We start from the raw sequence: 22,646 nt of genomic DNA on the forward strand, positions 1-22,646 counted from the left end.
CGGTCAGGTGGTGTCTCGCAAGGCGGAGGAGGGAGCCGCAGCGTGCTGCGGTGACCGGCGACAACGCGGCGAGGCGCCGCCTGACCGACCGCAGTAGGCAAAAGATCCGCAGGACAGGGCCTAGAAGGGTGTCTCTCCGGCCGGGTCGGAGTGCCGCCGCTGGGCCATGGCGGCCGCGAGCTTCACCCGGGCACCCTGGAGCCACTCCTCGCAGACCGCGGCCAGCTTCTCGCCGCGCTCCCAGAGCTCGATCGACTGTTCCAGGGTGAGCCCGCCCGCCTCGAGGCTGCGGACCACCTCGGTCAGCTCCTCGCGCGCCTGCTCGTACGACGGTCTCTTCTCATCGGCCACGCACCCCACCTTAGATCGTGACGCCCACCCGGTGACGCCGTGCCGTACCGGGAGTCGCGGCCCCTCCCCGCGACGGCGTGATCGACAAGGCTCCTACCCGGTCGCTCCGCAGGGGAGTACGGCTGGAAGAATGCCCAGGTGAACGTTCGTGACGCGACCACCAGGGACATCCCCGAGCTGGTGCGCCTCCGTGAGATCCTGGCCGACCGGATGGCAAGGGACGGCACCCTTCCCATCGAGGAGGAGTGGCAGCAGGCCTACGCAGAGAGCCTCGAAGAGCGGCTGGGCAGCCTCGACACCGCCGTCTACGTGGTGGACTCCCCGGAAAAGGGGCTGGCGGCCTGCGGGATCGGCCTCATCTTCGACCGCTTTCCCGGACCCAGCCTTCCCGACGGCCGCTACGGCTACATCCAGGGCATGACCACCGACCCGCGCCACCGGCGCAGGGGGCATGGCCGGGCCATCATGGGGGCCCTCCTGGAGTGGTACCGCGACAGCGGGATCCGCAGGGTCGACCTGCACGCCACCTCGGACGCCGAGTCGCTCTACCGGCGGCTGGGGTTCGTCGACGACGGCTACCCCTCGCTCACCTGGCGGGATCACTCCTGACCCGCACCCGGTCGTCGGGGAAGCGCACGGTCAGCTCGTCGCCGGGGGAGACCTCGCTCGCGAGCCGTACGACATCGCCCGAGGGGCGCTGCACGATCGCGTAGCCGCGCTCCAGCGTGGCGGCCGGAGAGAGCGAGACCAGGCGGGCGCGCAGGTGCTCCAGCGAATCGGCGGCGCGGTCCAGGGAACCGGTGAGGGAACGTCGTGCCCGGTCCCTGAGCTGCTCGGCCTGCTCGGCCCTGCGCTCGATCTCACGCACCGGGTCCGCGAGGGAGGGTCGGGAGCGGGCCGCGGCCAGCCAGGCCGTCTCGCGGTCCAGCCAGCCGCCCACCACCCTGCGGCCCCGGTCCCTGAGCTGACGGATCAGCGTCATCTGCTCGCCGACGTCCGGCACCACCTTCTTCGCCGCGTCCGTGGGCGTGGACGCGCGCACGTCGGCGACCAGGTCGAGCAGCGGGTTGTCCTGCTCGTGGCCGATCGCGCTGACCACGGGCGTGCGGCAGGCCGCGACCGCCCGGACGAGCGCCTCGTCGGAGAAGGGCAGCAGGTCCTCCATCGACCCGCCGCCCCGCGCGACCACGATGACGTCGACCTCGGTGTCGGCGTCGAACTTGCGCAGCGCCTCGATGACCTCACCGACCGCGTACGGCCCCTGCACGGCCACCGGCTCGACCTTGAACCGGACCGCCGGCCAGCGGCGCCGCGAGTTCTCCAGCACGTCGCGCTCGGCGGCCGAGTCCCGGCCGCAGATCAGGCCGACCGCGCCCGGTAGGAACGGCAGCCGCCGTTTCCTGTCGACGCCGAAGAGCCCCTCGGAGGCGAGCAACCGGCGCAACCGCTCCAGCCGCGCCAGCAGCTCGCCCACCCCGACCGGCCGCATCTCCAGCGCGGTGAACGCGAACGAGCCCTTGTTGACCCAGAAATCGGGCTTCAGGTGGGCCACGATCCTCGCGCCGTCGACCGGCCGGGGGACGGTCGCCTCGTAGACACCACGCGGGCAGGTGATCCGGGCCGACACATTGGCCACCGGGTCGCGCAACGTCAGGAACACCGTGCCGCCTCGGGCGGTCAGCTCGGTGATCTGTCCCTCGACCCAGACGGTGCCGAGCTTGCCGATCCAGCCGCCGACCATCTGCAACACCGTGCGAACCGGGAGGGGCTGCTCAGGGGTGGTGTTCGAGCTCATGGCCGGGAGCCTACGCGCCGGAGGCGACTATTCCGCGGCCGCCAGCTTGGCCAGGCGGTTCTCGTACATCCGTACGACGGCCTCGCGGCCCGCGGTGGCGCGCTCGTAGGCGAGCAGCTCCCGGATCTGCTCGGACGTCCTGCCGCGCATCCGCGCCCGCAGCGACGCGACGGTCAGTTCCGCGTAGCCGGGCAGCGGCTCGGTCACCTCGACCGCCGCGGCGTCGGTGCTCTGGGGCTTCGCGCTCTCGACCCGCTCGACCTCGACCTGCACCGCCGCGGGCGTCTCGACGGGGGCGTCGCTCTCCGCCACCGGGGTCGCCGGGGCGGCGGCCTTGGCGGTCTTGCGTGCCCTGGTCGTCCTGGCCTTCGGGGCGGCCTCGGGGGCGGCGGCCTCGGACTCCACGGACTCGGCGGCCTTGGCCTTGGCCCGGGTGGCCCTGGGCTTCTTCGCGGCGGGGGCCTCGGCGACCGGGGTTTCCGCGACCTTCGTTTCGGTGGCGGGGGCCTCCGTGACCTCGGGCTCGACGGTGGCGGCGGGGGTTTCGGCGGCCTCCGGTTCGACGGTGGCCGGGGTTTCCACGGTCTTCGCCTCGGTGGCGGGGGCCTCCGTGACCTCGGGCTCGACGGCGGCGGGGGTCTCCGCGGCCTCCGGCTCGACAACGGCCGGGGTCTTGGCGGCCGCTGCCTCGGTGGTGACCTGGGCCTCCGTGGTGGCGGGCTCCGCGACGGGGGCCTCGGCGGGCTTGGGCTCGGCGGCCTTGGCCTCCGGGGCGGGGGTCGGCGCCTCGGTGGCGGCCGGGGTCTCGACGGTCTCGGTCTTGGCCTCGGTGGCGGAGGGCTCCGCCGCCTTGGGCTTGGCGGGGCTGAAGATGACCGGCTCGCGGGTGGTCCTGGCGCCGTTGCTCTCGGCGGCGGTCGCCTTGTCCGCGGCCTGCTCCGGGCGCGGCGCGAAGATGACGGGCGCGCGGCGGGCGGGCTTCTCCACCTGCTCCGCGGCCTTCTCAGCGGTCTCCGCCGGCTGGTCGCCGACCGTCTCGCGGGACCCGTCGGGCTCTTCTCCCTGGCCGGAGGTACCCTTGATCTTGGACCGTACGCGGTCGCCGAGGAGCAGGGCCTGGCCCACCCCGCTCAGCGCGGACTGCAGCATGTGCAGCGGCAGGTCTTTTGCCTTCTGTGTGACATTGCGGATCATGTCGGGGACTGACATATCGTCTCCCTGGGAGGTCTGTATCGAGAAAGGCTAGTGTGGCAAGACTGTGCCGCATGAGCTTGTGGGACGTATGGGCTGTCTCGCGGGCGTCTCCACGTAGCATAAGAGCATGACTTCCAAGACCTCCGCGACCCGACGCGTACTGGTGGCGAAGCCCCGCGGTTACTGCGCGGGGGTCGATCGCGCCGTGCAGGCCGTGGAGAAGGCGCTGGAACAGTACGGCGCCCCGATCTACGTCCGTAAGCAGATCGTCCACAACACCCACGTGGTCAAGACGCTGGAGGCGCGCGGAGCGATCTTCGTCGAGGAGACCGAGCAGGTGCCCGAGGGGGCCATCGTGGTCTTCTCCGCCCACGGCGTCTCACCGGCGGTCCACCAGGAGGCCGCCCGGCGCAGTCTCAAGACGATCGACGCCACCTGCCCGCTGGTGACCAAGGTGCACAACGAGGCCAGGCGCTTCGCCTCCCAGGACTACGACATCCTCCTCATCGGCCACGAGGGTCACGAGGAGGTCGAGGGCACCGCGGGCGAGGCACCCGACCACATCCAGCTCGTCGACGGTCTGGAGTCGGTCGGCACCGTGCGGGTCAAGGACCCCGAGCGGCTGGTCTGGCTGTCGCAGACCACGCTCTCCGTGGACGAGACGGTCGAGACGGTCTCCCGGCTCAAGGAGCGCTTCCCGAACCTGATCGACCCGCCGAGCGACGACATCTGCTATGCCACCCAGAACCGCCAGGTCGCCGTCAAGGAGATCGCCGCACAGGCGGAGCTGGTCATCGTGGTCGGCTCGGAGAACTCCTCCAACTCCAAGCGGCTGGTCGAGGTCGCCCTCGACCACGGGGCCGACGCCTCCTACCTCGTCGACGACGCCTCGCTCATCGAGGACGCCTGGCTCGACGGTGTCACCACGGTCGGCGTGACGAGCGGTGCCTCGGTGCCGGAGGAGCTCGTCACCGAAGTCCTGGCCCGCCTCGCCGGGCATGGCTTCGAGGACGTCGAAGAGGTCGAGTCCGTCCAGGAGAGCGTGCGCTTCGCGCTCCCGCACGAGCTGCGCAAGGACCTGCGCGCCACGGTCTGACCGCCCCGCTGTTCGCGGAGTGCCGCCGCCGCTACGGGCATGAGATGCCGCCCCGGCCCGTTGCGGCCGGCCATGGCCGGCCATGGCCGGTTGTGGGATCTCCTGCCCGGCGGTTACGAGCCCTCGCGCGGCGTGCCGTACACCTTGGGCTCGAAGTACCCCTCGGGCTCGGGGGCGAAGGCGGAGTCGCCGCTCCTCGGCGCGGGAACGGAGGCCTTGCCGACCCTGAGCTCGTCGCGCAGCTCACGGACGCAGCGGGTCAGCCCGCGGCGCCAGGCGATGACCAGCACCAGGAGCGAGCCGCCGAACAGCCACGGGGCGCCCTGCGAGAGCGCGGTGTACATGCCCAGGCCGAAGGCCTGGATGGGCGTGGACGCGAACAGGGAACGGACCGCCTCGATGAGCACGGTGGTCACGAAGAAGACCAGGGGCGGAGAGACCACCAGCGACAGCAGGTCCCTGCGGTTCACCAGCACCGCCGCGGCCACGCAGCCGGCCACGAACGCCGCCCCGGTCAGCGCCGCCACCCCGAACAGCGCCTGCAGCACGCTGCCCACCAGCGTGGACGCCAGCACGAGGGCCAGCGCGCCCCGGACGGTCAGCCGGATGCCGCCGGTGGCCCGGCCAAGTTCACTCATACGATCACCCCGCCGGCCGGCTGTACGCCGCCTCGCTCGTCCACCACTCGCCCCCCATGACCTCGCCCCCACGTCGTCAACTCCGTCGCCTCCAGTGTCCGGCCGTCGGCGCCTTGGGAGAACAGTTTCAGGGCAGGTCGTTGGCCAACCTACCGTTCAGGCGGGATACGAGAGGCGAGCTTGGCTCCTCTTCCGCGAGCAGTTCCGGCGAGGTCAGCGCGCGTGGCAGGTCCTCGATCGCCTGCGGCCTGTCCAGATCGGTCTCGACCAGTCCCAGATCGTTTAGTTTGCGCGCGCTCACCAGCACCCGGGTCTCCAGCGAGCCGACAGTCCTGTTGTACGACTCCACGGCCCGGTTCAGCGAGCGGCCCAGAGCGTCGACGTTACGCCCCATGCTGCTCAGCCGCTCGTACAGCTCCTTGCCGACCTCGAAGATCGCCCGCGCGTTCTCGCTGAGCGCGGCCTGCTGCCAGGCGTACTGCGCGGTGCGCAGCATGGTGATCAGCGTGGTGGGGGTGGCGATGTGGACCCGCCGCCGCATGGCGTACTCCAGCAGGGCGGGGTCGCGCTCCAGCGCCGGGGCGAGGAAGGCCTCGCCGGGGATGAACAGCACCATGAACTCCGGTGCCGGGCTGAACGCCTGCCAGTAGGTCTTGGAAGCCAGCCGGTCCACGTGCTCGCGCACGTGACGGGAGTGGGAGTCGAGCCGGGCCGACTGGTGGTCGGGGTCGGCCGACTCGGCGGCCTCCAGGTAGGCGGCGAGGGAGACCTTGGAGTCGACCACGATGTTCTTGCCGCCGGCCAGCCGTACCACCATGTCGGGCCGTAGCACGCCGTCCGGCGTGGTGACGCTCACCTGCTCGTCGAAGTCGCAGAACCGCTGCATCCCGGCGATCTCGGCGACCCTGCGGAGCTGGAGCTCTCCCCACCGGCCCCGGGCCTCGGGGCGTTGCAGGGCCCGCACCAGGGAACTCGTCTGGGCGCGGAGCTGCTCGTTGCTCTCGCGGACGACGTCGATGTGCCTGGCCAGCTCCGCGTGGGCGGCCCGCTGGCCCATCTGCGTGTCGCGCAGCTGCGTCTCGACGCGGGCCAGGGTGTCCTTCAACGGCTCGATCAGGTGCTCGACCGCCTGCTTGCGCTGCTCCAGCTCACCGGCCGCCTCGGCCCGGTTGGCGGCCAGCCTCGTCTCGGCCAGCTCCAGGAACCGCAGGTTGTTGACATCGAGCGCCCGGCTCGACAGGGCCTGGAACCGCTCGGAGAGCTGCTCCTCGATGTAGACGACCTTCTCCTCGGCGATCTTCGCGCGGGCCTCGGCGTCGGCCAGACGCGCGATGACGTCGGCGGCTCCCGAGGAGGCGCGCGCCCGGCCCAGCAGGAAGCCGATCGCGAGCCCCGCGGCGAGGCCCACCGCGAGCTGGAAGGAGAGCGCCATGACGTCCACCCCGGCATGATTCCAGGCCCGGTCACTCCTGGCGCGCCGACACGCCTTCCGAAGGCGTCCGGGGCCGGACGGGGAGTTGCGGAATCGTGTCCGAACCTGGCCGAACCGGGGAGAGTCACCTGGACGGCTCCGATCGGTGCCGAACCATCGGCGGCGGGCGCCTGAACGGGATGTCCACCACCCTGTGACCTGCCCGTGGCAGGTAGCAGTGGGTCATTCCGCGTAAACTCGGCTCACGTGAGCCTGAGCATCGGCATCGTCGGATTGCCCAACGTCGGCAAGTCAACGCTTTTCAACGCGCTGACGAAGACCGCCAACGCCCTGGCGGCGAATTACCCGTTCGCCACCATCGAGCCCAACGTGGGCATCGTCGGCGTTCCCGACCCACGTCTTGAGAAGCTGGCCGAGATCTTCGGGTCCGCGAAGATCCTGCCGGCGAAGGTGGAGTTCGTGGACATCGCCGGGCTGGTCCGCGGTGCCTCGGAGGGACAGGGGCGGGGTAACCAGTTCCTCGCCAACATCCGCGACACCGATGCGATCTGCCAGGTCATCCGGGTCTTCAACGACCCCGACGTGACCCACGTGGACGGCGGCGTCGCCCCCGGGCGCGACATCGAGACGATCAACACCGAGCTGATCCTCGCCGACCTGCAGACCCTGGAGAAGGCGATTCCCCGCCTCCAGAAGGAGTCTCGGACCAACAAGGACCGCAAGTCCGTGCTGGACGCGGCGGAGGCGGCCTTCAAGCTCCTCGACGGCGGCACCACCCTGTACGCCGGAGCCTCCGGTGCCGGGATCGACCCGAAGGACCTGCGCGAGCTGCACCTGCTGACCGCCAAGCCCTTCCTGTACGTCTTCAACCTCGACGCGGACGAGCTGGTGGACGAGGAGCTCAGGGCCAGGCTCTCGGCGCTCGTCGCACCGGCCGAGGCCGTCTTCCTCGACGCGAAGATCGAGTCCGAGCTCGTCGAGCTCGACGACTCCGAGGCGCTGGAGCTCCTGCAGTCCGTCGGCCAGGAGGAGTCGGGCCTGGCCCAGCTGGCCAGGGTGGGTTTCGAGACCCTGGGCCTGCAGACCTACCTGACCGCCGGCCCCAAGGAGACCAGGGCCTGGACGATCTCCAAGGGCGCCACCGCCCCCGAGGCGGCCGGGGTCATCCACACCGACTTCCAGCGCGGCTTCATCAAGGCCGAGATCGTCTCCTTCGACGAGCTGGTGGAGACCGGCTCCATCGCCGCCGCCCGCCAGGCCGGCAAGGCCCGCATCGAGGGCAAGGACTACGTCATGCGCGACGGCGACGTGGTGGAGTTCCGCTTCAACGTCTGACCGATCCGCGTTCCCCGGGCCAAGGAGACCTCCCGTCTCCTTGGCCCGAGGTGTTTTCACCCCGCCTCTGTCGTCACCTCGCCGGCGCGGGTGCTTTTCAGGTGGCGCTCTTCGGCGGGCAGGCGATCCGTACGTCGGCCACCGCTCTTCTTCTCGGGCCGCCCAGCCGATCATCTAAGAGCTCTACTCCAAAAAGAGAGCACTGCTCTTGACATCGTTGCTCATATAAAAGAGCATTGCTCTCGAATTGGGGCACCGTTCTGATCGGGGCGAGTGCCTCTCTCACCTGTGATTCGGAGAGCCTCGTGAACACCGGCAGTTTCCCCCCTCTCACCGGCCGGGCACGGCTGAGCGCCCTGTCCTTCGCGATGGCCGGCGCCCTCTTCCTGCTGTATCCGGTGGTTCGGCCGTACACCGACGAGACGACGCTGCGCGGTGCGGAGGCGATGGCGTCCGGCGCCTGGATCGCGGCGCACCTGTTCGCGGTGGGCGGTTTCATCCTCCTCACCCTGGGCCTGCTGGGCCTGCGCACCGTGCTGAGGGACCGGCTCGCCTCGGGCGCGGTCGTGGTGACCTGGATAGGGGTGGGGCTCACCCTGCCGTACTACGGAGCCGAGGTCTTCGGGCTGAACGCCCTCGCGCAGCGAGCCCTGCAGGAGCAGGATCCCGGGCTACTGGAACTGGCCGGCGTGATCCGTCTTGGGGTGGTCTCGGGCGCCATGTTCATCGCCGGGCTCCTGCTGCTGGCAGCCGGTTCGATCCTGGCCGCCGCCGCCGTCCGGCGGTCCGGCACCCTGCCCAGGTGGAGCGGGGTCCCGCTCGCTCTCGGTTTCGCCCTCTTCCTCCCGCAGTTCTTCGGCACCCCGGCACTCCGGATCGCGCACGGCGCGCTGATCGCGGCGGGGGCTCTCTGGCTGGCGGTGTCCCTGTGGCGTACGGCCTCGGTGGCCACCTCCGAAGAGGAGGACACCGTCGCTGTCTCTGTCAGGTAGGCAGGGCGTCGAAGGCGGACGAGGGGCCGCGGAGGTGGGGCTATTTCGGAGGGTGTGACACTGGGTGACGCATTTCGTGTTAAATGCGCAGGTCGCGACAGTCCGGGGACCGTCTAGTTAGCAATGCGTGGCGTTTGAGTAATCGACCCATGCGCTGGCCAGGGGTAATGCGCTTTTCATTGGGCATCGGCGGCATCGCCGGTCTCGCCGGGGTTCCAGACCGGGTTTGCTCAGTCATCACGATGCCTGCAGCATAGGCGTGGCTTTCCTGGAAGAATCGGCGGGGCGGCTAGAGTAAGTGCGTCACCATGGCCAACGGGATCGGCGGCGATACGACACCGTGTGGCCGAGGATTGACGCGAGCGGAGGCGTGATGGCTCGAAGGTCGACGGTCCAGCGTGATCCCCGGATCGCTGGCGACCCTGAGCTGTCGGCATACCCGGACTTCCCCGACGACCCCGATCTCGGACGCGCCCCGGCGCGCGGGCGGGGCACGTCGCGTGGCCGCTGGTCCGGTGGAGGCGGTCGCTGGCTGGTGTGGACCGGCCGCGCCGTGCTCTGGGCGCTGATAGTCGTCATCGTGGTGAACGGGGTCCGCGCGCCCTTCGAGCGCTTCACCCAGCAGAACGCCCCCTCGGGCGCGGCACCCGCCTCCGACAGCGGGTTCCCCGCCGCCCAGGGGTCCGCCTTCGCGACCCAGTTCGCCGAGGTCTACCTGAACTTCGACGGGGCCCGCCTTGAGGAGAGAAGGTCGCGGCTCGCCCCCTACCTGCCCGAAGGCACGGAGCCGCAGTTCGGCTGGGACGGTTTCGGCCGGATGAGCGCCGGCGCGGTGGAGCCGTACGGGATCGAGGTCGTGGACGCGGACAACGCGGTCGTCACCGTCCTCTACCAGTCGGACAACCGCCGCCAGCTCCTGTCGGTGCCCGTCTATCACGACCGGTCCACGAAGAGGTTCGTCGTCGCGGGGCGTCCGGGCATCCTGCCGGCGCCGAAGGCGGCCAACCTGCCGCCCAAGACCGCACCCGAGCGTGACCGCGCCGCGGAGCAGGAGCTGCGCACCCCGCTGGAAGACTTCTTCAAGGCCTACGCGGCGAGCGACACCGCCTCGCTGCTGCGTTACGCCGACGCCGGGATCACCCTGGAGGGATTCGGCGGCGCGTTCACCTTCCTGCAGCTCAAAGAGCTCGCCGTGCCCCTTGGAGGGGGAGCCGCCCGCGAGGTGACCGCGACGGTCCTGTGGGGTGTGCCGTCAAAGGCGAGGCAGTCCACCGACCCGGAACCCGCGGATCCCGGCCAGATGGAAGGCAAGCTCGAGCAGGCCTATCTGCTCACCGTGGTCAAGCAAGGCGACAAGTGGTTCGTCAAGGACATTCGCGGTGCGTATCGATCTGTGGCGAGGTAACGCATGATCGAATGGTGCCGGTCCACGGTGAGCAGACCCCCCCTGATCGATGAGCCGCCGGTTCGGGTTCGCGCGCGAGTGCGTCGCGGACCCGTCGCCGCCCGGGGGCCGCGATCGTGAGTACGGAGGACAAGAAGTGATTTTCAAGACCATGCTGCTGAGCGCCATGGAGTTCGCTCAGCCCACAGCCCCTCCGGCAGGCGTCAACACAGAAGGCCTCGCTGACTTCCTCCGCAGTTTCTTCGCACCGCTCTTCCTCGTCATCGTCTCGGTGGTGGCCCTCTTCTTCCTCTTCACCCGTGAGATCACCAGATTCGTTCAGTTCATCATCCTGGCGATCGCCATCGGAGTGATCTTCTACGTGCCGAACATCATCGAGGTGACTGCCAAGGCGATCGCGGGCGCACTGGGCATCTCGGGGGGTTGAGACCGCCTCCAAACGGTCAAACAAGGAGAGGCGGAGAGGAGGATCACGTGGATCTGCCCACGTACACCAATATCTGGAGGATCGAGAAGCGGCTCTACAAGCTGTACGACCTACGGCTGCCGACGCCGCTCCCGATCGTCTGGATCGGTGGGTTCGTGGGAGTGCTGGCCCCGTGGTCGCTCCTGCTCTACCTGCTCGGCCTGCCCTTCGCGGCCCCCTGGCACGTGCTCTACCTGGTGCCGCCCGGTGTCGTCACCTGGCTCTCCACCCGGCCGGTGATCGAGAGCAAACGGCTCACCGAGCTGATCCAGTCGCAGATGCGTTACATGGGCGAGCCGCGCACCTGGTGCCGGATGGCTCCCATCTCCGAGCCCGCCGAGGTCGCGCTGAACGGCCGGGTCTGGCGGGCCGCGCCGCAGCCCGCCTCGGTCCGGGTCAAGGCGTCGCGCAAGGCCCGCCACGCCCAGTCCAAGCGCGCCGCCGCACGCTCGCGCGAGGTGCGTCCAGCCGTGGCCGCCGCGGCGGCCGCCGCCGCCACCGCCCCGGTCGCCCGCGAGCGCGTCGCCTGGGGCGAGGCCCGCGCACTCCGTCAGGGCACCGCCCCGGCCCTCGCCCAGACCGAGGCCGCCCGGCCGACCCCGGTCGCCGTCCCCGTCCTGTCCGCGGTGCCCCGCGCCTCGCTGCCCGTCGTGCCCCCGGAGCCGGCTCCCGCCGAGACCGTCACCTCCCTGCCGGATACGCCGGTCCCGGGCCCGTCCTCGCGGCCGACCGCCGACGACTCCGCCGACCGGCCCAAGGCCCGGCAGGACCGTCCTCCCGTACAGGAGGACGCCGAGGACACTCCGGCGACGCCCGGCACGCCGGACACCCCCGAGGCTCCGGCCGCTCCGATCAGCACCGAGGCGCTGCGGCGGCTGCGCAGGCTCGCCGCCTCCGCCGAGGCCCAGCGCGCCGCCGCCCCGCCCGCGCAGCCCGTCTCTCCCGAGCCCGAGGCGTCTCCGGAGATCTCCGTGCCCGCCTCGCGCTCTCCCGTCCGGGAGCGTCCCGAGGCCCCGGCCGTGCCGCCGCCCTCGCCCTCGGCTCCGGAGCCGGCCCGGGTGGAGACACCCGCCGAGAGGCCGGCCGTCGTGCCCGACCCCGTGGAGAAGCCCTCCACCCCGGCCGTTCCGTCCTTCGTGCCCAGGTTCGTCGAACCGGCGCCGGCAGGACGCCGTGACGCTGAGGCGGCCGAACTCCCGCCGGACGACAGGAGCGCCCGGCGCCAGCACCGCAGGGGGCGGCCCACGCCGATCGGCCGGGCGGCCGACACCGCGAAGGCATGGCCGCCCGAGCGGCCCGCCGGGACGCAGGCGGGTCCCGGCATCCCGGGGGACACCGGCGTCCAGACAGGTGCCGGCATGTCGATCCGCGCGGTCCCCTCGGGAGCGGCGAAGGCCGATCCGGTGGCCCCCGTGGTGCCGGTGCCCACCTCCTCGGCCGGCGAGGCGGGGGCCAGGGTCCGCCGGGTGGAGTCGGTGGTCGGCCGGGACTCCTCGGGCGGCTGGCGGCGGCTGGCCCAGGTGGTGATCGGGCCTGGGGGCGGCCGTACGGACGGCTCGGAGATCGACGAGGCGCGGGCCAGGGCGGTGTTCAGCGGCAGCCGCCGGGTGGTGGTGCTGGGATGTACCGGCGGTGCCGGGCAGACCACGACCGCGCTCATGCTCGGCCACACCCTCGCCCGCTACCGGGAGGACCGGATTCTCGCGGTCGACGCCAGCACCGGCTCGCACGCCCTGTCCAGCCGGATCCAGGGCGAGTCGCCCGAGACCCTGAGCTCCCTGCTCGCCGGCCTCGACAACGTCCAGGGATACCTGGGCATGCGCGCCTACACCAGCCGTTGTGCCTCGGGGCTGGAGGTTCTCGCCGGGGACACCGACGCCGGTGCCGAGCAGCGCCTGTCCGACCGCACGCTCTTCTCCGACCGGCGGCTCGGCCAGACGATGGACACGCTCGACCGGTACTACAAGATGATCGTCATGGACCCGGCGGCGGCCCTGGCCGCGCGGGTGCTCCCCTACGCGGACCAGCTCGTCCTCGTCGTCCCGGCCAGTGAGGACGGGCCCGACGCGGTGGCCATGACCTACGAGTGGCTCGACGGGCACGGCTGCGCCGACCTCCGTCGCCGGGCGGTCATGGTCGTCAACGGGGTGAGTCGCCGCAGCATGGAGGACGTGGAGCAGGCGGAGGCGGTCGCGCGGGGCAGGTGCCGGGCGATCGTCAGGGTCCCCTGGGAGGACGCGCTGGCTCCCGGCAGGGCCGATCGGGTGGAGCCGTCCCACCTGAGGGCGCCGGGCCGCCGGGCCTACCTGGCCCTGGCGGGTGTTGTGGTGGCGGGCTTCGGAACGGTGCAGGCGGGTCGACCCAGCGAGGAGGAACTAGCTCAGTGATCCCCCGGGCGCGAGAAGACGTGGTGAACGGGCGTGACGAGGTGCGGGTGAGCGGGCGGGCCGGAGGCCGTGCAGGCAGGGCCGTACGACCGGTGGGGGAGGGTCTGTGAGTCGTGCGTCCCGAGCGCGCAGCCGCCTCGCCGTCCGGTACTTCGACGACCGGATCCTGCTGACCGACTCGTCGGTCTGGGCCTATTTCAGGCTTCCCACCGTGAGCTACGAGTTCATCACTCCCGAGGAGCGGGAGGCGCTGGCCACCAACATCACGATCGCGCTGGCCGCCATCCGGATGCCGGACGCCGAGGTGCACCTGCGGGTGGCGCACCGCACCTACCCGGCCGCCGAATGGGCGATGGCGCTGAACGCCACCTCCGACGAGGGCCCCGGCTGGCGTGACTACCTGGAGGACATGTACCGGCACGTCTGGGCCAAGGACTTCTGGACCAAGGAGGTCTACCTCGGCGTGCGGCTCGGCACGCGCGGCAGGCAACTGGGCGCCGGGGTCCTCTCCCAGCTCTTCGGCTTCTACCAGCGCAGCGAGAAGGCCCTGGGCATCGAGGACGACCACGTCCCCAAGGCGGAGATCGCCAAGTGGTCCGAGCAGGCGGAGCGGCTGGGCAGGGCGCTGTCGGCCAGCGCCCTGTACGCCAGGCACGCCAGCTCCGTCGAGCTCGCCTGGCTGTTCCAGCACGCCACGACCGGCTCCCTCGGCGACCCTCCGGCCTCGGCCAGCCCCAAGCGGCGGTGGGGGCAGGGGGAGATCGAGTCCCTGGTCGAGGGGCAGATCCACAACGGCAGGGCGCTGCTCCGGATCGAGCAGCCGCACGGTGACTCCTACGTGGCGCACATGTCCTTCGCCCGTTTCCCCGACCTGATGCCCTTCCCCGACGGCGAGCCCTGGATGCACTTCGCCGACCAGCTGCCCTTCCCGGTGGAGATCAGTTCGAGGATGCGGCTGATCCCGCCGGTCAAGGCGAGCAAGGACGTGGCGCGCCAGCTCGCCCACGCCCGTGACATGGACATCCACATCCGCGAGGCCGGGGCGGAGGCGCCGCTGGCCCTGGCCGAGCAGATCGACGCGGCCCGGATGCTGGAGCACGGCATCACCAAGGAGCGCCTGCCGTTCGTGTACGGCTGGCACCGGCTGATCGTGTCGGCCCCGACCGAGGAGATCTGCGTACAGCGGGTCGAGGCGGTCGTGGAGCACTACCGCGACATGGGCATCGACATCGTCAACTCCACCGGCGACCAGTTCTCGCTGTTCTGCGAGACGCTGCCGGGCGAGCGGGTCAGGGTCAACGCCTACGCGCAGCGGCAGCCGCTGCGCACCATCGCCGGCGGCATGGCCACCGCCACCGTCGACCTGGGCGACCGGACGGACGAGGGCGGCTCGGGCTGGATGGGTCCGTACGTAGGGGAGACCCTGGGCCGGGCGCGCAGCATCGTGCACTTCGACCCGCTGGTGGCGGCGACGCGCAACCGGCCCACGGCCATCGCCATCACCGGCGAACCCGGCGGTGGCAAGACCACGCTGGCGCTGTTGATGATCTATCAGATGGCGCTGCGCGGGGTGACGGTCGCGGTCATCGACCCCAAGGGCGACGCCGACTCGCTGGTCCAGCTGCTGCGGAAGCGGGGCAGGAAGGCGCGGATCATCCCGCTCGGCTCCGCGGCACCGGGCCTGCTCGACCCGTTCTCCTTCGGCGACGACCTCGCGGCCAAGAAGACGATGGCCACCGAGACTCTGCGCCTGCTGCTGCCGCGCATGTCGGAGGAGCGCGAGTCGGCGATGATCCAGGCGGTCGCCGCGGTCTCCAACGCCGAGGACCCGTCACTGGGCAAGGTGGTCGACTTCCTGGAGCAGACGGACGACGCCGCCTCCAAGAACCTGGGCGCGGTGCTCCGCTCCATGTCCGACATGCATCTGGCCAGGCTCTGCTTCGACCCCTCGGGCGGCGACCAGATCGACACCGAGGGCTGGACCACCGTCTTCACCCTGGGCGGTCTGACGCTGCCCGACGCCTCCACCGGCCGCGACGACTACTCCTACGAGCAGCGGCTGTCGGTGGCGCTGCTCTACCTCGTCGCGCAGTTCGCGCGAGGGCTGATGAACGGCCTGGACCGGCGGACCCCCAAGGCGATCTTCCTGGACGAGGCATGGGCGATCACCTCCACTCCCGAGGGCGCCAAGCTGGTGCCCGAGGTCAGCAGGATGGGCCGCTCCCGCAACACGGCGCTGGTGCTGGTCTCGCAGAACGCCGGTGACCTGCTGAGCGAGCAGGTGACGAACTGCCTCTCCTCGGTGTTCGCGTTCCGCTCCACCGAACGGGTCGAGGTGGAGCACGTGATGGCGCTGCTCGGCGTCGAGGCGTCCGAGGAGCACAAGGCGGTGCTGCGCTCGCTCGGTAACGGTGAGTGCGTCTTCCGGGATCTGGACGGCCGAGCAGGCCGTATCGGGGTGGACCTGATCTCGGATGAGCTGCTGCGCTGGCTGGATACGAACCCTACCCACGACAAACCCGACGAGAAAGTGCATGATCTTCCTGGGGGCGACAGAGTCGGTGGGCCGGGGGCTGCGGCGCTGGAGGTGCGGTCATGAAGGGCTCTCGCAAGAGGGGTTCCCGCAGGGGAAGGCTGGGCAGGCGGATCGCCATCGGGCTGGTGGCACTGGCCGCGTTCCTCGCGTTGCCGATGGTGTTCCCCGACGACGCGTCCACGGCCGTCGCAGCCGCTCCCTGCGACATGTCGCCCGACCTGTCCCCCGACATCGTCGATGGAGGCGTGGACGGCCTGATCAAGCCGCCGGTCCCCGACTCCGCGCAGCCGGGTGCCCAGGCGGAGGTCTCCGCGGTTCGGGGCAACTACGCGACCTACGGCATGAGCGGCCAGTTCTGGCACACCCATCAGCTCGGCTGTGACGACATCGCGGCGGTGATGGGCAACGCGATGGCCAACACGGTCTTCCTGTGGGCCAAGGCGCTGGACCGGCTGACCATCACGACCTACCAGGCGGCTGCCACCGAGGGGCCGCTGGAGTCGATCAAGAACGTCGTCGACGACATCGTGGTCCGCCTGGCCGACGCCATGTACTGGCCGTACCTGCGGCCGCTGGTGATTCTCGGCGCCATCTGGCTGGCCTGGTACGGGCTGATCCGCAAGCGCGCCACCACCACCGCCGAGGGCGTCATCTGGATGGTCCTCGCGGTCACCGTGGCCGTCTGGTTCTTCAGCCGCCCCGGAGACCTCACGGGACTGGGCAAGATCGTCACCGACAAGACCGGCGAGGTGGTCAACTCCGCCTTCTCCGGACTGCCCGGCGCGGGCGGCACCTCCTGCCTGCCGGCCAAGGGCGAGGCCAATCCGCAGGTCCAGGGCGGCGGATACGGTCAGAGCGGCGTGCCAGGAGTCGAGCAGAACTCCGACGCGCTCTGGTCCACCCTGGTCTGCAAGCCGTGGCTGATGGGCCAGTTCGGCACGGCCGACGCCGACGCCCCCGTCATCAAGGCGTTCGGCGCCAAACTGCTGGAGATCCAGACGATCGACGCGGTTGAACTGAAGGCGCAGCAGGCGCCCGAAGCAGGCTTTCACCAGGCACGATACGAGACAGAGGTCGCCGACAAGCTGCAGAACACGCCGATCTTCCCCCTTTTCCAGGGCAAGGACTGGACGAACCGGCTGGGGGTCGCGATCGGCGCCCTCATGGCCGCGGTGGTCGCGGGGCTGCTGATCTTCCTGGTGGCGGTCTCGCTGCTGGTGCTCAAGGTCGGGTTCCTGCTGCTGCTGATCCTCGCGCCGGTCTTCCTGCTGATCGGCGTCCATCCGGGATCCGGGCGGATCATCGCCATGCGCTGGGTGGAGATGCTGATCGGCACATTGCTCAGACAGGCGGTGCTGGCCCTCGTCCTGGGCGTGCTCGTGTACGGCTACGCGCTGATCATCTCCACCGCGATGCCGTGGGGCATGCAGGTCATGTTCATGGCGATCCTGACGATCGCCGTGTTCTTCTACCGGCGGCCCTTCCAGCACCTGTTCGCCTCCATGGACGGGCACACGCTCACCACCAGGATGCTCGGTGAAGCGGCCACCGCGCCGACCCTGCAGCGGGCCGCGTCCGCGCTGCCGCCGGTCGCGGCGGCCAGGGTGGGCCGCTGGGGCATGCGCAAGGCGGAGCCGATGCTCCAGGCGGCCGCGATGGCCGGCGGAGCCTCCATCGGCGCGGCGGCCGCCGCCACGGTCGCCCAGGGCAGGGGACGCGGCGAGGACGGCGCCACGCCGGCCACCCCGTCGGGCACCCGGGTCCCGGTCGGCGCGCAACCGGCGCCGCTCGACACCGACTCCCAGGCGGCAGGGCGGCGCAAGGGCACCGGCCGCCCGGTCACCGCGGCCCGCCCGGGCGCGGCGCCACCGCTCAACCTCTCCGGTGCCGGTACGGGCGGCGGCGCGCCCCCCACCAGGTCCGGAGGTTCCTCGGGACCTGGTGGGGGACGTGGCTCCGGCGGCTGGTTCGGCGGCTCGTCGGGAGGCTGGGCGCCGCAAGGCGGCTCCTCGGGCAACGGGGGGTCCTCGGCGGGCAGGTCGTCCGGCCCCTCGGCGGTCAGGCCCGCCGCGCCATCCTCGGGCGGCGGCGGCCGGTCGGGCGGCGGCATCTTCGGCGGCTCCTCGCGAGGCGGCTCCGGCTCGGGGTCGCGTAACGGCGGCTCCTCCCGCGGCTCCTCGGGGTCGAAGAGCTCGGGCGGTTCGAGGTCGGGCGAGAGCATCTTCGGCGGCTCGCGGAGCTCCTCCGGCGGTTCGCGGAACCGGGACGCCGGGGGCAGGTCGTCCGAGGCGCCACCGCTCTGGATCACCAGGCGAGCGGAGCGCGGTGGTGATGCCGGTGAGCCGCCACCGTTCTGGCTCCGCCCGTCCAACCCGGACAGGGACTGACGTTGACCGAGGGAGGCAACCGGCGGGGAGCCGTCTTCGCGGTGCTGGTCGCGGTGCTCGCGGCGGTCGGCGTCTACCTGACCATGTGGCCGGAGAGCGGCGGCGGGGTGGAGAACCCGACAGAGCCCGCGGGGGCCACCCGTACCGTGGCAGCGGGGCAGGAGCCGGTCGCGGAGCCGACGCGTCCGGAGGCGACGGCCAGCAACGCGCCCTTCGACGTCTACTCCTACCTGCCGATGACCAAGCAGGAACTGGCGGCCGCCGCCGACTACGCGCAGCGCTTCACCGCCGAGTACGGCACGTTCAGCTACGACGAGGACCCGGCGGTCTACGGCGACCGCCTCAAGGGTTACACCACGGCTGAGTTCTCCGGGGTGCTGCTGCGCACGGTGACCTCGCCGGGCACCGTCGAGGCGAACAAGGCCGACGAGGTCGTCTCGGTCGGCGCGGCACGGGTGAAGGAGATCCGGCAGATCAACAGCGCCTCGGTGGTGTTCGTGGTCGTCGGCACCCAGAACGTCACGGCCAAGAGCGGGGTGAACGAGAGGACCGCGGAGTACGCCGTCACGCTCATCCAGGTCGGTGCCGAGTGGCGTGTCCACGACCTCCAGCCGGCGGATTCCGGCCAGGAGGGAGACGATCAGCCTTCCGAGACCGGCGTGGCCGGATGAACGGCGGAACCTCATGAGGGAGAACAGACACCTCCGCCTCGCGCTGGTCCTCGGAGTCGCCGGACTCTGCATGATCACGCTGATCATGGCGCCGATGATGATGATCAGCGGTTTTCCCTCGTTCCCCTCCATCACCGGGCAGGCGCAACCCGACTGCGGGAAGAACGTCCAGACGGTGGGCGACGAGTCGGAGACCGCGACGTCCGACATCCCCGAGGAGTATCTGAAGCTCTATCGCGAGCACGGGCAGAAGGTCGGCGTGCAGTGGAACGTGCTCGCCGGGGTCGGCAAGCGCGAGACCGACCACGGCCGCTCCACGCTCCCCGGCGTGCGCAGCGGCGTCAACTACGCGGGCGCCGCCGGGCCGATGCAGTTTCTCATCAGCACCTGGGGCGGTAAGGCCAAGATCAAGATCCCGTCCACGTTCAACGGCTACGCCTCCGACGGCGACGGAGACGGCTGGGCCGACGTGTACAACCCGGCTGACGCCATCCTAGGCGCGGCGAAGATGCTGAAGCGGAACGGCGCGCCGGAGAACGTACGGCGTTCGCTGTTCGTCTACAACCGTGCCTGGTGGTACGTCGACCAGGTCATGGAGATCGCCAAGAAGTACGCCAAGGACGGCGAGGTCAGCACCCCGCCCGAGGCGGACGACAGCTGCGACGAGCCCATGCTGGAGGCGGCGCCGACCGGTACGGTGGCCGGGATCCTGCAGTACGCGCTGGCCCAGCGGGGCAAGCCCTACATCTGGGGCGGTACGGGGCCCGCCGGTTACGACTGCTCCGGGATCATCTACATGGCCTACCGGAGCGTCGGCCTGACCATCCCGCGCACCACGTTCGTCCAGTGGCCGTTCGGCGTGAAGATCTCCGCGGGGCAGGAGCAGGCGGGGGATCTCGTCTTCTTCAACGCCGGTCCCGGCACCGGCCCGAACCGTCCGGGGCACGTGGGCATGGTGGTGTCACCGGGCAAGATGATCGAGGCGAGATGCCGGCTGTGCGGGCCGATCAAGGTCACCACCTACCGGGAACGCGCCAACATCATGGGATTCACCCGCCCGCTGCAACACCCCCAGATCCTGGAACAACTCAAGTTGAGGGAGCAGGGCTGACAGAATCGGGGCGTCGCGTTTGGAAAAGGGACGGCCTGGCCTACCCGGCAGGTGAATCGCTTCCTGTTACGGTTCCGGTGTTCGAAGCGGTCAGGGCTTGACCATCGCCCAACTCGGCCGGGGAAAGCGAGCAGCCGCTTTTCCCGGGGAGCGGAGGAGTCACGGAAAAGGTCGTTGTGGGCGCCGCCATCGTCGACGGCCAGGGCAGGCTGCTCGCCGCCCAGCGCGCCGACCCTCCCGAGCTGGCCGGCGGCTGGGAGCTGCCGGGAGGCAAGGTCGACCCCGGCGAGGACGAGCATACGGCGCTGGTCAGGGAGTGCCAGGAGGAGCTCGGCGTACTGATCGAGGTGGGCGAGCGGGTCGGCGGCGACTGGGCGCTCGCCGGCGGCTACGTTCTGCGGGTCTGGTTCGCGGTGATCGCCGAGGGCAGGCCGGAGACCAGGGAGCACCTGGATCTGCGCTGGCTGGAGGTGGACGAGCTCTACGACGTGGCGTGGCTGCCCGCGGACCTTCCAATCGTGCGGGCGGTACAAGGTCGTCTCAACGATGGGCAAGGTCGGTTCAATAAGGATTGATCGACTCCGCACCGTGACATAACTGCTACTGGACGTGGCGATGTCGCGGGTCCGTACCCGGGGAACGGAGATATGCGGTGACCATATGGTGGCGTGGTACTCGGATCGTGTCGGTGGTCGGAGCGGGGGTGCTCATCCTCGGCGGCGCCTCGGGGGTGTACGCCGCCCAGCCGGCCGAGCCGGCCGAGTCGCCCCTCGACCTGGCCGCCGCCTCCGGTACGTGGTCGGGGTGGAGCCGCACCGGCGAGGTGATCCGCTTCCGCATCCGCCTGCGAGGGCCGGGCACCGGCGCGCGGCTGGCGGTCGTGACGACCCCCGCCGATGCCCTCAGAAGCATCGAGTGCCCGGTGGCGACCAGGCCCGCGACACCGCTCCCCAAGGGGACTGCGGTCTGCTCGGTCGGTGACCTGCCCGCCGACGGCGGGCTCGTCGACGTGCTGCTCGCCGCGCCGCAGCGTCCCCGGGACATCACGCTGACCGCGATGGCCCGGATGCGCGGACCCGGTGGCGAGACGGTGCAGCAGGGGCAGGGCACGCTCAAGGGCTCGGATGTGGTGACCCGGCAGGTGCGGGGCACCATCGGGGGCACCGTCGGGAGCACTGCCGGGGGCGCCGTCGGGGGCGCCGTCGGGAGCACTGCCGGGAGCACCGCCGGGGGGCCGGACGCGGTGCCGCGGCAGATCCGGGGCGCCGCGGGGAGCCCGGAGCCGGTCCACGCCCAGCGGGAGGTCAGGCAGACTCTGCCCGTCTCCGGTGCTCCGGAGGTCTCCGGCCCTTCCAGGATCTATCTGGGAGATGCCGCCTCGGCCTGGCCCGCGGATCCGCAGGCGGGCGTGGAGACGCTCGGTGGCGTCGACCTGGTCCTCAACGCTCCCCAGGCAGTCGGGGAGCGGGGCTGGGTTCCGAAGATCGCTCCCGGCGCGTCGGAGGCGGAGAAGGCCGAGCAGCGCACGCTGGCGTTCCTTTTTGATGTTCTGGAAAGGTCGTCGGGCCCCGAGGTGCCGCGATCGGTCGTGGCGGGGGGCGGCAGTGCCGCTACGGGCATGGGCGGAAGCACGGCCGTGCCCTCGGCCTCGGTGGCTCCCGCAGCCCCGGCTGCTCCCTCGGCCCCGCTGGCTCCCTCGGCCCCGCTGGCTCCCTCGGCCCCGGTGGCTCCCGAGGGCTCGGTTCAGCCGGGAACGCGGCTTCCCGCCGACGCCGCCGTTCCGGAGACGAGTGGCGGTGTGGCCGGCCATGGCCCGGCCGTCGCCGTACCGAAGCCGGTGAAAGCACCTGAGGAACATCTCCTTCAGCGGCAGAACGGCAGGAACCATCCGGTCATGGGGTCTCACGCGGGACGCGGGGCGGCCGGGCGGAAGATGTCCGGGAAGCAGCGGGCGGCCTGCCGGTCCGGCGCGCGCCGCGAGGGGGCGGGCCGGCCGATGCTCGGGCCCGTGGGACCCGGCTATCCGGCAGGCGGCCAGACGGTGATCGGCAAGCCCGGAGCGCGCCGCCCGGTGGTGGCGCCGATGGGGCCCGGTTACCCGGGGGCCGTCCAGTGGCCGTCCGGACAACTCGTCCAGCCCGGTCAGGGCATGCCTGGCCGGCCGGCTAAGCCGGGACAGGGCATGCTCGTCCAGCCCGGCCAGGGTATGCCCGGTCAGCTCGGTCAGGGCATGCTCGTCCAGCCCGGTCAGCTCGGCGCGCAACCGCAGGGGATGGGGCAGCCGATGCTTCCGGGCCATCCGGGGGCAGGCGGGAAGGGAAAGGCCGGCCGGCCCGGTGCGCCACAACGGGAAGCGGGCGGGCCGGTCGGTCCCGGCTACCCGGGGACCGGCTTCCCAGGGGCCGGCTTCCCGGGGACCGGCTACCCGGGAGCGGGACAGCAGGTGCCCATGGGGCAGCCGCCGGGCGGCCAGGCACCGATGGTGCCGCAGCAGGTACCGCCGCTGCCCATGGGGCAGGTGCCGGGCGTACCGTCGCAGGTGCCGCCGGCCTCCGCGGGGATGGCGGGGGCGGGCCAGCCGCCCGGTCTCGGAACCGGGCCCCAGCTCCAGTTGCCGCCGGCGGGACCCTTCCCGGCCGCCGCACAGGTTCCCGTACCGCAGGGTGCGCCCCTCCCGCAGGATCTCGACGGTCCGAACCCCCATGTCCAGGCGGTCGCCGAGTCAAGCCCGCTGCTGACGGGAGTACGGGGCCTACCAGCGGTGGGAGCAGCGGTGGGAGCACTCGTCGGCCTCCTCTGGCTGCAGCGGAGGATCCAGCGCCGCCGTCGTTCGCGACACGTTTTGTAAAA

18 protein-coding genes are annotated in these 22,646 nt (G+C 71.2%); 13 read left to right on the plus strand and 5 right to left on the minus strand.

Annotated features, from left to right (window positions below; all coding sequences use genetic code 11):
* Window positions 1-120: 120 nt before the first annotated feature.
* Window positions 121-351: an exodeoxyribonuclease VII small subunit gene (locus tag ABT061_RS23935; RefSeq protein WP_030910800.1), complete on the minus strand. Its 231-nt coding sequence runs from the start codon at window positions 349-351 to the stop codon at window positions 121-123.
* Window positions 352-489: 138 nt separating this feature from the next.
* On the opposite strand from ABT061_RS23935, the gene ABT061_RS23940 reads away from it, so the two are divergent.
* Complete coding sequence (locus tag ABT061_RS23940; RefSeq protein ID WP_350921638.1) at window positions 490-960, plus strand: GNAT family N-acetyltransferase; 471 nt, start codon at window positions 490-492, stop codon at window positions 958-960.
* Here ABT061_RS23940 and xseA read toward each other — a convergent pair.
* Together xseA and ABT061_RS23950 are read right to left on the minus strand one after the other, a co-directional pair.
* The gene (xseA, locus tag ABT061_RS23945) at window positions 938-2,146 is read right to left on the minus strand and encodes an exodeoxyribonuclease VII large subunit (protein ID WP_350921640.1); all 1,209 of its coding nucleotides are present in this window, start codon (window positions 2,144-2,146) and stop codon (window positions 938-940) included. The two genes, ABT061_RS23940 and xseA, sit on opposite strands and share 23 nt — an antisense overlap.
* 27 nt (window positions 2,147-2,173) lie before the next feature.
* Window positions 2,174-3,355 (minus strand): DUF8129 domain-containing protein, encoded by a 1,182-nt coding sequence (locus ABT061_RS23950; protein ID WP_350921643.1) that lies wholly within the window; start codon window positions 3,353-3,355, stop codon window positions 2,174-2,176.
* A 112-nt stretch (window positions 3,356-3,467) separates the two neighbouring features.
* Here ABT061_RS23950 and ABT061_RS23955 point away from each other — a divergent pair, with 112 nt between their 5' ends.
* On the plus strand, window positions 3,468-4,436 hold the full coding sequence (locus ABT061_RS23955; RefSeq protein ID WP_350921645.1) for a 4-hydroxy-3-methylbut-2-enyl diphosphate reductase: 969 nt from the start codon (window positions 3,468-3,470) through the stop codon (window positions 4,434-4,436).
* Between the two features lie 113 nt (window positions 4,437-4,549).
* Here ABT061_RS23955 and ABT061_RS23960 read toward each other — a convergent pair whose 3' ends face one another.
* Both ABT061_RS23960 and ABT061_RS23965 read right to left on the minus strand, forming a co-directional pair.
* Window positions 4,550-5,074: a DUF6542 domain-containing protein gene (locus ABT061_RS23960; protein WP_350921647.1), complete on the minus strand. Its 525-nt coding sequence runs from the start codon at window positions 5,072-5,074 to the stop codon at window positions 4,550-4,552.
* Between the two features lie 127 nt (window positions 5,075-5,201).
* Window positions 5,202-6,506 carry a DNA recombination protein RmuC gene (locus ABT061_RS23965; RefSeq protein ID WP_350922023.1) on the minus strand — a complete coding sequence of 435 codons (1,305 nt, stop codon included), beginning with the start codon at window positions 6,504-6,506 and terminating at the stop codon, window positions 5,202-5,204.
* A 246-nt stretch (window positions 6,507-6,752) separates the two neighbouring features.
* Here ABT061_RS23965 and ychF point away from each other — a divergent pair, with 246 nt between their 5' ends.
* The 11 genes from ychF (at window position 6,753) to ABT061_RS24020 (ending at window position 22,644) form a co-directional block, all read left to right on the plus strand.
* Window positions 6,753-7,841 (plus strand): redox-regulated ATPase YchF, encoded by a 1,089-nt coding sequence (gene ychF, locus ABT061_RS23970; RefSeq protein ID WP_350921648.1) that lies wholly within the window; start codon window positions 6,753-6,755, stop codon window positions 7,839-7,841.
* Between the two features lie 305 nt (window positions 7,842-8,146).
* Window positions 8,147-8,833 (plus strand): hypothetical protein, encoded by a 687-nt coding sequence (locus tag ABT061_RS23975; RefSeq protein WP_350921651.1) that lies wholly within the window; start codon window positions 8,147-8,149, stop codon window positions 8,831-8,833.
* Window positions 8,834-9,206: 373 nt separating this feature from the next.
* The gene (locus ABT061_RS23980) at window positions 9,207-10,238 is read left to right on the plus strand and encodes a conjugal transfer protein (protein ID WP_350921653.1); all 1,032 of its coding nucleotides are present in this window, start codon (window positions 9,207-9,209) and stop codon (window positions 10,236-10,238) included.
* Between the two features lie 151 nt (window positions 10,239-10,389).
* Window positions 10,390-10,665: a hypothetical protein gene (locus ABT061_RS23985; RefSeq protein ID WP_037970213.1), complete on the plus strand. Its 276-nt coding sequence runs from the start codon at window positions 10,390-10,392 to the stop codon at window positions 10,663-10,665.
* Window positions 10,666-10,712: 47 nt separating this feature from the next.
* Window positions 10,713-13,091, plus strand: coding sequence for a TcpE family conjugal transfer membrane protein (locus ABT061_RS23990; RefSeq protein WP_350921656.1), 2,379 nt, complete (start codon window positions 10,713-10,715; stop codon window positions 13,089-13,091).
* Window positions 13,092-13,197: 106 nt separating this feature from the next.
* Complete coding sequence (locus tag ABT061_RS23995) at window positions 13,198-15,690, plus strand: ATP-binding protein (protein WP_350921658.1); 2,493 nt, start codon at window positions 13,198-13,200, stop codon at window positions 15,688-15,690.
* On the plus strand, window positions 15,687-18,014 hold the full coding sequence (locus ABT061_RS24000; protein ID WP_350921660.1) for a type IV secretion system protein: 2,328 nt from the start codon (window positions 15,687-15,689) through the stop codon (window positions 18,012-18,014). Before ABT061_RS23995 ends, ABT061_RS24000 begins: the two co-directional genes overlap by 4 nt.
* Window positions 18,015-18,016: 2 nt before the next feature.
* A complete protein-coding gene (locus ABT061_RS24005) occupies window positions 18,017-18,685 on the plus strand; it encodes a hypothetical protein (protein WP_350921663.1) in 669 nt (222 codons plus the stop codon).
* Between the two features lie 13 nt (window positions 18,686-18,698).
* Window positions 18,699-19,796 carry a C40 family peptidase gene (locus tag ABT061_RS24010; RefSeq protein WP_350921665.1) on the plus strand — a complete coding sequence of 366 codons (1,098 nt, stop codon included), beginning with the start codon at window positions 18,699-18,701 and terminating at the stop codon, window positions 19,794-19,796.
* Window positions 19,797-19,972: 176 nt separating this feature from the next.
* Entirely contained in the window at window positions 19,973-20,371 is a 399-nt protein-coding gene (locus tag ABT061_RS24015; RefSeq protein ID WP_350921668.1) for a (deoxy)nucleoside triphosphate pyrophosphohydrolase, read from the plus strand.
* Between the two features lie 77 nt (window positions 20,372-20,448).
* Window positions 20,449-22,644, plus strand: a complete 2,196-nt coding sequence (locus ABT061_RS24020) for a mediator complex subunit 15 domain-containing protein (protein WP_350921670.1) — start codon at window positions 20,449-20,451, stop codon at window positions 22,642-22,644.
* Window positions 22,645-22,646 lie beyond the last annotated feature (2 nt).

Origin of the sequence: Streptosporangium sp. NPDC002544 (genome assembly GCF_040295965.1) — a bacterium.
Taxonomy (GTDB): domain Bacteria; phylum Actinomycetota; class Actinomycetes; order Streptosporangiales; family Streptosporangiaceae; genus Streptosporangium.

Bases quoted from the DNA above. Each gene is read 5' to 3' on its own strand.
- ABT061_RS23965 (WP_350922023.1), bottom strand. From the start codon at position 6,506: ATGGCGCTCTCCTTCCAGCTCGCGGTGGGCCTCGCCGCGGGGCTCGCG.
- ABT061_RS23985 (WP_037970213.1), top strand. From the start codon at position 10,390: ATGCTGCTGAGCGCCATGGAGTTCGCTCAGCCCACAGCCCCTCCGGCA.
- ABT061_RS23955 (WP_350921645.1), top strand. From the start codon at position 3,468: ATGACTTCCAAGACCTCCGCGACCCGACGCGTACTGGTGGCGAAGCCC.
- ABT061_RS23950 (WP_350921643.1), bottom strand. From the start codon at position 3,355: ATGTCAGTCCCCGACATGATCCGCAATGTCACACAGAAGGCAAAAGAC.
- ABT061_RS24010 (WP_350921665.1), top strand. From the start codon at position 18,699: ATGAGGGAGAACAGACACCTCCGCCTCGCGCTGGTCCTCGGAGTCGCC.
- ABT061_RS23980 (WP_350921653.1), top strand. From the start codon at position 9,207: ATGGCTCGAAGGTCGACGGTCCAGCGTGATCCCCGGATCGCTGGCGAC.
- ABT061_RS24000 (WP_350921660.1), top strand. From the start codon at position 15,687: ATGAAGGGCTCTCGCAAGAGGGGTTCCCGCAGGGGAAGGCTGGGCAGG.
- xseA (WP_350921640.1), bottom strand. From the start codon at position 2,146: ATGAGCTCGAACACCACCCCTGAGCAGCCCCTCCCGGTTCGCACGGTG.
- ABT061_RS23960 (WP_350921647.1), bottom strand. From the start codon at position 5,074: ATGAGTGAACTTGGCCGGGCCACCGGCGGCATCCGGCTGACCGTCCGG.